We start from the raw sequence: 8,672 nt of genomic DNA, 5'->3' as shown, positions 1-8,672 counted from the left end.
GGCGGCTTTCCGGTCAGTGGAAAGCCGCCGCCTCGCTATGTATCGCTATGAGAGCAAATAAGCCTGTTTAGGACAGCACCGTGAGGGTTCCGAGCAGACCCAGCAGGCTCAGACCCGAGATGATGTACGCCAGAATGTTGAAGGTCGTCATCTTCGAGGTGTACTTGGTGGTGTGACCGGCGTTCACCTTCGCCGAGTAGATGGCAAGCCAGATAGACACGCCTACCGGGATCAGACCCACGAGCAGCAGAGTAATCACCATGATGTTGGGGCTCAGGCTCAGATTGGAGCTATACGCAGAGGAGCTATAACCGCGGGAGTTGAGCGTTGCTTCGCTGTGGAGTGCCGCGACCTGAACCCACGCGTAAAGGGTCAGCGCCAGGGCACCCAGGGAGGCACCGAACGCGCCGATGGAGTAGAAGTAGCCGGGGCCGCGGAAGTCGCCGGTGGTCTCGCCGTAGGGGCGGCGGTGCTCAGCCGGCACCCGGTAGATGTCCGGGATGCGCTGGTAGCTGTCGTCGCGGTCGCGCACGTTAGCGGGTGCCACGCCCAGGGCGGGTGCGGGTGCTGCGCCGAGGGGAGCGCCGGGTGCGACGCCTGCAGGTACCGGCTGCGGGGAGTTTGCGTTGTTCTGCTCCGGGAAGGAGGGGGCGGGAATCTGGTTTTCCATGGTGCGTCCTTGAGTGGTCGTCATAGCGGACATGTAGCTACCGCGTCGTAGCGGTGGCGTCCCTATGACCGGCTATGCTGTATGACCGGCTAATCTGTGGCTCGTTTGGTGGCTCTGTGGTTGCTCTCGAATGTTGCCGGTGAGCTTGAATGAACAATCAACGCCGAACAACGATATCTACCCTTCGATACTACGCCATAGGGTGCGTTTTCGTCTTCTCTGATGACGTTCTCATTACAATGCGGTCACCTGAGCACCCTCGGGCACGCCGGTACACCCCAGAACAGACCGACAATATAGACCCGACAATTGAGCATAAAAATACCCGGCAGGTGACGCCGTGGGGCGTCCTGCCGGGTGGTAGAACCCTATGAATATATAGGGAATAACGAGAATAAGTTATGTAACGACGGATTGGCCTATCTCAAAAGAGATAGGCCAATCTATCCTTATAGTCTATCGCCATAAGGCATCGATTTTATATACTCCTCCATCTGACCCCAATCTGGCGCACCTTCAAAGGTTGCAGGGAGTTTAATCATTGTCCTTTTCATATTATCAAGCGTCCACTTACGACCATAAGAGTACCTATATTTCTCATTTCTGAGTACAGAACATACAAATAGCCCCACAGCTGGGTTAAGCTTCCCGTATTCAGGGCGAAGATACAATACGTTTACATCATCCGTTGCCCAATAAGGTAGAGGCTGATAAAACGCTTCTCCTACTGACCCATTATAGCTCAGAGAAATAGTATTTCCTTCATGAATAGGGCTTTGACCGATAAGATTCGAGACGCCATTATTTGAATCTATAGCCCCAATATATGGAGTAAATCCATCCGTCTGGTCTTCTGCAGTCAATCGTTTTCCTTTACGTATATCAAATAAACCAAATTCGCCACCAAGCTGAAACCACTTCCAATTATTAGGATCTATCGAAGGGCCAAGTTTTTTATTTTTTGTCGTCAAAGGCTCACTACGCAATAACCCAATATAGGAATCCATCCATTCCCAGTCCGGATCACCTTCCAATGTTGAAGGCAATTTAATAACAGTTTGCCTATATAGGGTTTCGGTAACTTTCCTACCATAGTTATATTTAAAACGATTCGCCATTAGTAAGGTTTGCAAAAATAAATAAACATTACGTTTCTTCGCATTAGAGTCTTTTACCAATAGTATCTTTGCTGAGTCACCAACAACGCACCCTTGCTCATGAAATGAGACGAATCCTGCTGTACCACTTCGAGCTACGGTTAGGCAAGGCTCTTCACAATACGAGTAGCCTTTATCTTGGCAATAAGCTTTATCAATATAACCTATTACACCATTGTTTCCCTCGCCACTTTGAACAGCTTCAAAAGTTCCAGGATTATTCTCAATCTCTTCACTTGTTATCCCCTTACCATTGATTATTTCAATAATATCTTCAAGCAGAAAATTTTTCCAAGAACTCATATCAATTTTCATATACAAATCCCGCCTTCACTAAGTATGCAAGATAATCGTTAATCGTCTGCTGAAAATCACCATCAGTCAAAGTCGTGTAGTCAGTTTCCATATATGCTTCACACAACCATTCATCATTGCCCGTAACCATATGTCGTGCACTAAATCCAGGAATAACATCACGGTTTTTATAGGTGTCAATCCATTTTCTACGAATTGCAGCCCATAGACTGTCGCCATTCTCATCTATCTGCTCGACACGACCTAGATTCTTACGCTTTTTAAAACCGTCATCCTTACAGTATGCAAAGAAAGTCTCCCGCTTGGCAGAAGCGTGTGGAGTTCCAATATCAAAAACCATACAACAAGCACATGCGCTTGCGCCGGGGTAGAAGATATCGTCAGGCAACGAAAAAACAGCGTCCAATGTATTATTCTTCAGAATTTCATTCTTCATCTGCTTCATCAGTGAGCTATTTCCAATAGCACACGCCATAGGAAGCAGAACTGCCAATTTACCCCGCATATTATTTTCATTCATTTGCTCAAGAATAAATTTGACAAAGTAAAGCCCCTTAGACGGGTCCTGCTTAGCAGTTCCCCATTTTTCAGAGAACTTTTTCGGAACCTGCTTTACCATTGCATTGTATGGAGGATTCATTAAAATAACATCAAATTTAACACCCCCTTCAATAAATTTGGGAACTTCATCAAAACAACTACCTCGAACAATATTTGAATTTCCGTCCCCGTGAATCAGCATATTCGTAGTGGCAAGACCATACACTTGCTCATCATACTCCACACCATAAATATGATGCTTCTTAACCTGATCTTCCTCGGCCATCGTGTGGCAATCGTCAAGGGCTTGAGTCATTGCGCGCACAAGGAAAGAACCGCTACCGCACGTCATGTCAAGAACAACTGAATTTTTATTTACGTTACAGATGGTTGACATGAAATCCGTTATATGATCCGGGGTAAAAGCCTGATTTTTATCTGACTTACCAACATATTTATTAAATGTAACAAAAAATAGATTCAGCAGATCTTGACCAGCAGTACTTTTATCATTTATAAACGGAAAAATTTCTTTTTTAATAAGATCAAGAATTTCACAAAATCCTTTATTGTTTATATCGCGAACATCCTGACTTTTTAGAACACGCTTATCAATCAGGGTTAATTTCTCAGCTTTTTCTAAAGAATGTTCAAGCATTTCTTCTAGAATATCATGAATACCGATAATAATCTGAGATGTTTTCATCTCACGACTATAGACAAGGCCATTCTTAATCGCAAGGAGACAGGTTCCCACAAACTGTGAACGCAACTTCTCATTAATACCGTAACGATGCAGCTTTTCATTGAGCTTATAAGTATTGCGCATCACCTCCTCCTTATTGTTTATATGCTTTGCATCAAACATAGCCACATACTCCGGCATCGTACGGATAGCCTTTTCGTCTACCAGTTTTCGGTCGTCCTCAACCGCAGACTTCCAAACAGTAATGCGATCATCCTCGGTATTTGCAACCATCGCAATAATCTTGTTACCAGTTAACCGCTTCTCATATTCGACATATGCAGCAATTTGCTCTTCGACAGTAGGCCACTTATCAGCATTGTTCTTTGTCTCAATGAGCAGCGAAACTCCTGACAGCTCAAATCGAATATCAAGAAACTGCCAAGAGCCTTTCCCCTTCTTCTTCATGATTGGGTCAAATTCAAGACCATTCTCTTTGAAAGCTTTAGGATAGCTAAATTCACCTTTCTCGAGATTCTCCGTAAGGTACTCACGACCAACCGTGTCAATGATATTGAACCGATTCATTACTTGTTCACCTCCTATGTATTCTGTAGCCCCTATGTCGAGGTCTACAGCGTCTACCAATCGATATCCGTACCTGCTCATAGCAGCTCTTCCTCCGCTCTCGAGGCAGTACGGCTTCTCTACTCTTATTAGCAGGTAGGCTACCTACCAGATGATTTACCTCAGTTTCAGCTTAGAAACCGCCAGGCCAACATCCCGCTCTTCGAAGAGTATTTCCTCTACGATACCTCTTTATGAAGTAAATATCATAAACGCCTGATGATGCTTTTAGCTGGAAACCTATGAGGCATAATTGCCTCCCCAACTTATATTTAGCTCTGTTCAAATGATATATATCGATGTGTCTCTCAAATTCAAGCTACTAGAGGGCATAAAAATACCCGGCAGTGACGCCGTAGGGCGTCCTGCCGGGTGGTAGAAACCTACCGCGGTTCTTCCTCTGGATTGGAACCGATTATCACCGCCGCACCCCATACGGGATGGATAGCGGGCGGTTGGGAGATCGTGGAGATGCGGGGAATCGAACCCCGGTCCGATGTGGCTTCGATGGGGCTTCTCCGTGCGCAGTTTATGCGAACGCTACTTTTCGGCTCCGGTACTTGCATAAACACATATACCGACGAACCTAGTCACGTAAAAAGTCCCGCTAACCCCCGCAACAAGGGCTAGCAGCAGTGGCCTTTTAAGTCGATGCCGGTAACTGAGCCAAAGGCATGCTCAGGCCGACAGACGGCAACTCGCGCTTAGGCAGCGAGTGCGAAGTCAGTGCGCTTAGATTCTGCACTTAATTTTTTGCAGAGGGCGTTAACGAGATAACCCTGCATCCTCGGCACGCTTCACCCATCTCAACTCACATCGTCGAAACCGATCATCCCCCTATGCTTTTATCAAAAAGCCCACCGTCTTCTGAAAGTTTTCCTCGACATACCTTGATGTCGCGGTGCCATTCAAACACGGTAGAGATTCAGTATATCTAAGATGTTTAACGGCGTGCAAGTCCCCCACCCCGCACATGCGGCACACTCGCTGACAGAGAATACCTGTGCAGAACCCGGAGAGCGCGCATCCACCGCACACACCCTAATCAACGGCGGGCACAGCAAACGGGGTGAGGCGCCCCAGAATATCTAGGAGCCCCACCCCGTTCGCGTACCGCACTGGGTAGCCAAAATTAGGTGGTCAAAATTAGGCGGTCAAACCTTAGTGGCGCGCAGAAACAGTCATGCGGTTGTTCGGGTTATCACCAATCTGGCACACCACGTTACCGTGACCGTCCTCGGTACCAACCTCAAGGCATTTCTCAGCGGTCTGGAAGAAAGAAATGTATACGAAAAGCATGCAAATCGAAATCAGGACAGACACCGCACCGGTGATAATACCGGTCAGCGCGAATGCCTTACCCGCGCCAACTTCCTTAGTCTTCTTCAGGGACAGCGCGCCCAGAATAATCGCGGCAATACCCAGCAGGGCACCAAACACGAGGAAACCGGTCAGCACAGCCGCAATACCGAGGATCATTGCCGCCAGCGCCATGCCGGGAGCCTTCTTCGTCACGGGAGCCGCATACGGGTAACCCGCGGGCTGACCGTAACCGTAAGCATCCTGCTGAGGCTGCTGCTGGTAAGAGTTCTGCTGGTAGTTGTAGTCAGCGGGCTGCGCCTGGTAGGAAGCCTCCTGGCCGTAACCGTACTGGTTCTGCTGAGCGGGCTGCGCCTGGTAGGAAGCGTCCTGACCGTAGCCGTACTGCTGCTGGCCGTAGATGTTCTGAGCCGCAGCGCTCTGGGCAGAGGTACCCTGAGCAACGTTCTGGCCGTAAGCATTCTGCGAAGAAGGCTGCGCACTGAACTGACCGTACTGGTTCTGCTGGGTCGAGTTCTGCGGAGTAGCGTTCTGCTGCTGTGCCTGGCCGTAGGTGTTCTGAGCGGATGCGCTCTGACCGTAATCCTGGCCGTAGGTGTTCTGTGCCGAAGGAGCCTGGCCGTAATCCTGACCGTACGAGCTCTGGGCGGAAGAATTAGGCTGCTGAACAGCGTAGGGGTTCTGTGCGTTCCCCTGGTTGTTTCCGTAGTTATTCTCAGACATCCGTCGTTCTTTCCTTCACAGTTGCAGCGAACAATTTATACTCGCCCAACGCACCATTGCGCGCTGAGTTCGGTTCCATTATATAAATAAGCCGTCATTTGGGTCATCTGTAAAGTTCAAGATTTCAGATTCAGCGCCCAGAATCCACCAATCGGGCAGATTCAGCGCCGAAAAAGAGCAAGGGACCGAATAGTTCAACACTGTTCGGTCCCTCAACGCTTCAAAGACTCAACGCGATTTAACGACGGTACACCTTGTACTCATCGGGGCTCATCGTCATGGTTTCACCATGAATGGTGCACACATAGTTACCGCTCGAATCCTGCACGGCCTTCTCAGCGCAGTCGCCGAGCATGCCAATGCCAATCATGCCCAGAATCAGCACAACAACAGCAACAATCATGCCCAGCGCACCGGTGACAATACCACCAATCGCCATACCCTTACCGGAGGCAGTGCCGTTCTTCACCTTCACCAGGGCAACAATACCCAGAATCACGCCAACCAGGCCCAGCACGCCACCGAAAATCAGCCAGCCAGACAGCAGACCAATAATACCCAGAATCAGCGAAGCAATCGCCAGAGCCGAGCTCGGAGTCGGCTGGTAGCCGGGGTAGCCGCCCTGCATGTTGTATGCCGGTGCCTGCTGCGGTGCGGGGATGAACTCGCCCGGGTTCTGCTGGTAGTTCGGGTTCTCAGACATGTGTCTCCTCAAAAATGTATGGTGCTCGCGGTACGCCGCGAATTTTCAACCATTATACGCGAGGAACCGCGCCTAGACCCTACCGGCAAGTTCCTGGAGCAGCCGTGCACCCCGGCCGTTGCCTCAGCCCTAGCCGAGGTTGCGGTAACGCATCGCGCGGCGCGCCTCCAGGTCATCCTGACGCTCACGCAAAGCCTGACGCTTATCATACTCACGCTTACCGGTCGCCAAAGCAATCTCAACCTTCGCACGACCATTCGAGAAGTACAGCTTCAACGGAACCACTGTGTAACCGGTCTCCTTCAGCTTCTGCGCCAACTTATTAATCTCAGAACGATGCAGCAGCAGCTTACGGCGACGACGAGCTGCATGGTTCGTCCACGTACCGTAACCATACTCCGCAATATGAATACCCTCGAGCCACATCTCGTTATCGGTCACCTGGCAGAAACCATCCACAATGGACGCCCCACCATCACGCAGAGACTTCACCTCAGTACCCAGCAGAACAATACCCGCCTCATAGGTATCCACAATGTTGTAGTTGTGGCGAGCCTTCTTATTCTGGGCAATAATCGCGTTATTCGGGTCCTTCTTCGCGTCTTTCTTCTTTTTCTGAGCCATCACTCAATCCTTATACGTCTTAGCTCTCTTCAGCCGCGCGCCCCGAAGCACGCCAGCGAATACCAGCATCAATAAAGGCGTTCAAACCGCCATCCAAAACATTAGAGGTATTACCCTCCTCATAGCCGGTACGCAGATCCTTCACCATCTGGTACGGATGCAAAACATAGGAGCGCATCTGATCGCCCCAGCTTGCCTTAATATCACCGGCAAGCTCCTTCTTCTTCGCGTCCTCCTGCTCCTTACGCAACAGCAACAGGCGAGACTGCAACACACGCAAAGCCGCCGCACGGTTCTGCAACTGCGACTTCTCATTCTGCATCGACACCACAATACCGGTCGGCAAGTGAGTCATACGCACCGCCGAATCCGTCGTATTCACCGACTGACCACCCGGACCCGATGAGCGGAACACATCCACCTTAATCTCAGACTCGGGAATCTCAATAGCATCCGTCTGCTCAATCAGAGGAATCACCTCAACCGCCGCGAACGAGGTCTGGCGGCGGCCCTGATTATCGAACGGCGAAATACGCACCAGGCGGTGAGTACCCGCCTCCACCGACAGGCGGCCAAAAGCATACGGTGCGTTCACCTCAAAGGTCACCGACTTCAGGCCCGCCTCCTCAGCGTAGGAGGTGTCCAGAACCTTCGTCGGGTAGCCGTTCTTCTCCGCCCAACGCAGATACATGCGTAGCAGCATCTCCGCGAAATCAGCAGCATCCACGCCGCCGGCGCCCGAACGGATCGTCACCACAGCCTCACGCTGATCGTACTCACCCGACAGCAGCACCAACACCTCAAGCTCTTCCAGCTTGGCGCGGATCTCACCGCACTCGCGTTCAGCATCAGCGAGCAGCTCGGCGGCGGTCTCCTCATCCTCCGCTTCGGCAAGCTCCACCATCACCTCAACATCATCAATGCGAGAAGACAGCGAACGCAGACGATTCAGCTCCGACTGCTTATACGACAGCGCGCTCGTCACCTTCTGCGCGTTCTCCACGTCATCCCACAAATCGGGTGCGGCAGCCTGCGCAGACAGGTCCTCAATGGCGCGCTCAATCCCCTCAATATCGCTCACAGCAGCAATAGAGGTGAAAATCGCGCGAAGCTCTTTAATCTCAGCAGAAAAGTCGAAGGATGCCATAGCTTTTAACACTATCGCGAAACTGCCAGAAAGTCCCGCCGTTACAGCCCCCAACAGCCCACAGCGCAGAAGGATAAGGCAGGCAGAGGGCAGAAGCCACGCAATGAAGACCTAAAAAGGGCATAAAACGAGGGCGCATCCGCTAGCCGTTACACTACCTT

General features: G+C 50.4%; 7 protein-coding genes and 1 other RNA gene. All 8 read right to left on the bottom strand.

Going from position 1 to position 8,672, the window contains the following annotated elements; translation table 11 throughout:
- Positions 1-67: 67 nt before the first annotated feature.
- Positions 68-694 (bottom strand): hypothetical protein, encoded by a 627-nt coding sequence (locus tag HMPREF2779_RS07475; protein WP_233992317.1) that lies wholly within the window; start codon positions 692-694, stop codon positions 68-70.
- Positions 695-1,119: 425 nt separating this feature from the next.
- Positions 1,120-2,142, bottom strand: coding sequence for a restriction endonuclease subunit S (locus HMPREF2779_RS07470; protein WP_158676587.1), 1,023 nt, complete (start codon positions 2,140-2,142; stop codon positions 1,120-1,122).
- Positions 2,132-4,036, bottom strand: coding sequence for an HsdM family class I SAM-dependent methyltransferase (locus HMPREF2779_RS07465; protein ID WP_199774571.1), 1,905 nt, complete (start codon positions 4,034-4,036; stop codon positions 2,132-2,134). The genes HMPREF2779_RS07470 and HMPREF2779_RS07465 overlap by 11 nt, the downstream gene beginning before the upstream one ends.
- Before the next feature lie 421 nt (positions 4,037-4,457).
- Positions 4,458-4,831, bottom strand: a transfer-messenger RNA (tmRNA) gene (gene ssrA, locus HMPREF2779_RS07460).
- A gap of 324 nt (positions 4,832-5,155) precedes the next feature.
- Positions 5,156-6,037, bottom strand: coding sequence for a DUF4190 domain-containing protein (locus HMPREF2779_RS07455; protein WP_105361203.1), 882 nt, complete (start codon positions 6,035-6,037; stop codon positions 5,156-5,158).
- A gap of 238 nt (positions 6,038-6,275) precedes the next feature.
- Complete coding sequence (locus tag HMPREF2779_RS07450; protein ID WP_070685019.1) at positions 6,276-6,740, bottom strand: DUF4190 domain-containing protein; 465 nt, start codon at positions 6,738-6,740, stop codon at positions 6,276-6,278.
- 129 nt (positions 6,741-6,869) lie between these two features.
- Positions 6,870-7,364 (bottom strand): SsrA-binding protein SmpB, encoded by a 495-nt coding sequence (gene smpB, locus HMPREF2779_RS07445; protein ID WP_005505423.1) that lies wholly within the window; start codon positions 7,362-7,364, stop codon positions 6,870-6,872.
- Between the two features lie 19 nt (positions 7,365-7,383).
- Positions 7,384-8,511, bottom strand: coding sequence for a peptide chain release factor 2 (prfB, locus tag HMPREF2779_RS07440; protein WP_049327697.1), 1,128 nt, complete (start codon positions 8,509-8,511; stop codon positions 7,384-7,386).
- Positions 8,512-8,672: the final 161 nt, after the last annotated feature.

This window comes from Rothia sp. HMSC069C03 (genome assembly GCF_001811075.1).
In the GTDB taxonomy this organism is placed as follows: domain Bacteria; phylum Actinomycetota; class Actinomycetes; order Actinomycetales; family Micrococcaceae; genus Rothia; species Rothia mucilaginosa.
This window is presented reverse-complemented; position numbering and strand designations above follow the sequence as displayed.

Excerpts from the sequence above, each read along its gene's own strand:
- prfB (WP_049327697.1), bottom strand. The coding sequence starts at position 8,511 with ATGGCATCCTTCGACTTTTCTGCTGAGATTAAAGAGCTTCGCGCGATT.
- HMPREF2779_RS07450 (WP_070685019.1), bottom strand. The coding sequence starts at position 6,740 with ATGTCTGAGAACCCGAACTACCAGCAGAACCCGGGCGAGTTCATCCCC.
- HMPREF2779_RS07475 (WP_233992317.1), bottom strand. The coding sequence starts at position 694 with ATGACGACCACTCAAGGACGCACCATGGAAAACCAGATTCCCGCCCCC.
- HMPREF2779_RS07455 (WP_105361203.1), bottom strand. The coding sequence starts at position 6,037 with ATGTCTGAGAATAACTACGGAAACAACCAGGGGAACGCACAGAACCCC.
- smpB (WP_005505423.1), bottom strand. The coding sequence starts at position 7,364 with ATGGCTCAGAAAAAGAAGAAAGACGCGAAGAAGGACCCGAATAACGCG.
- HMPREF2779_RS07465 (WP_199774571.1), bottom strand. The coding sequence starts at position 4,036 with ATGAGCAGGTACGGATATCGATTGGTAGACGCTGTAGACCTCGACATA.
- HMPREF2779_RS07470 (WP_158676587.1), bottom strand. The coding sequence starts at position 2,142 with ATGAAAATTGATATGAGTTCTTGGAAAAATTTTCTGCTTGAAGATATT.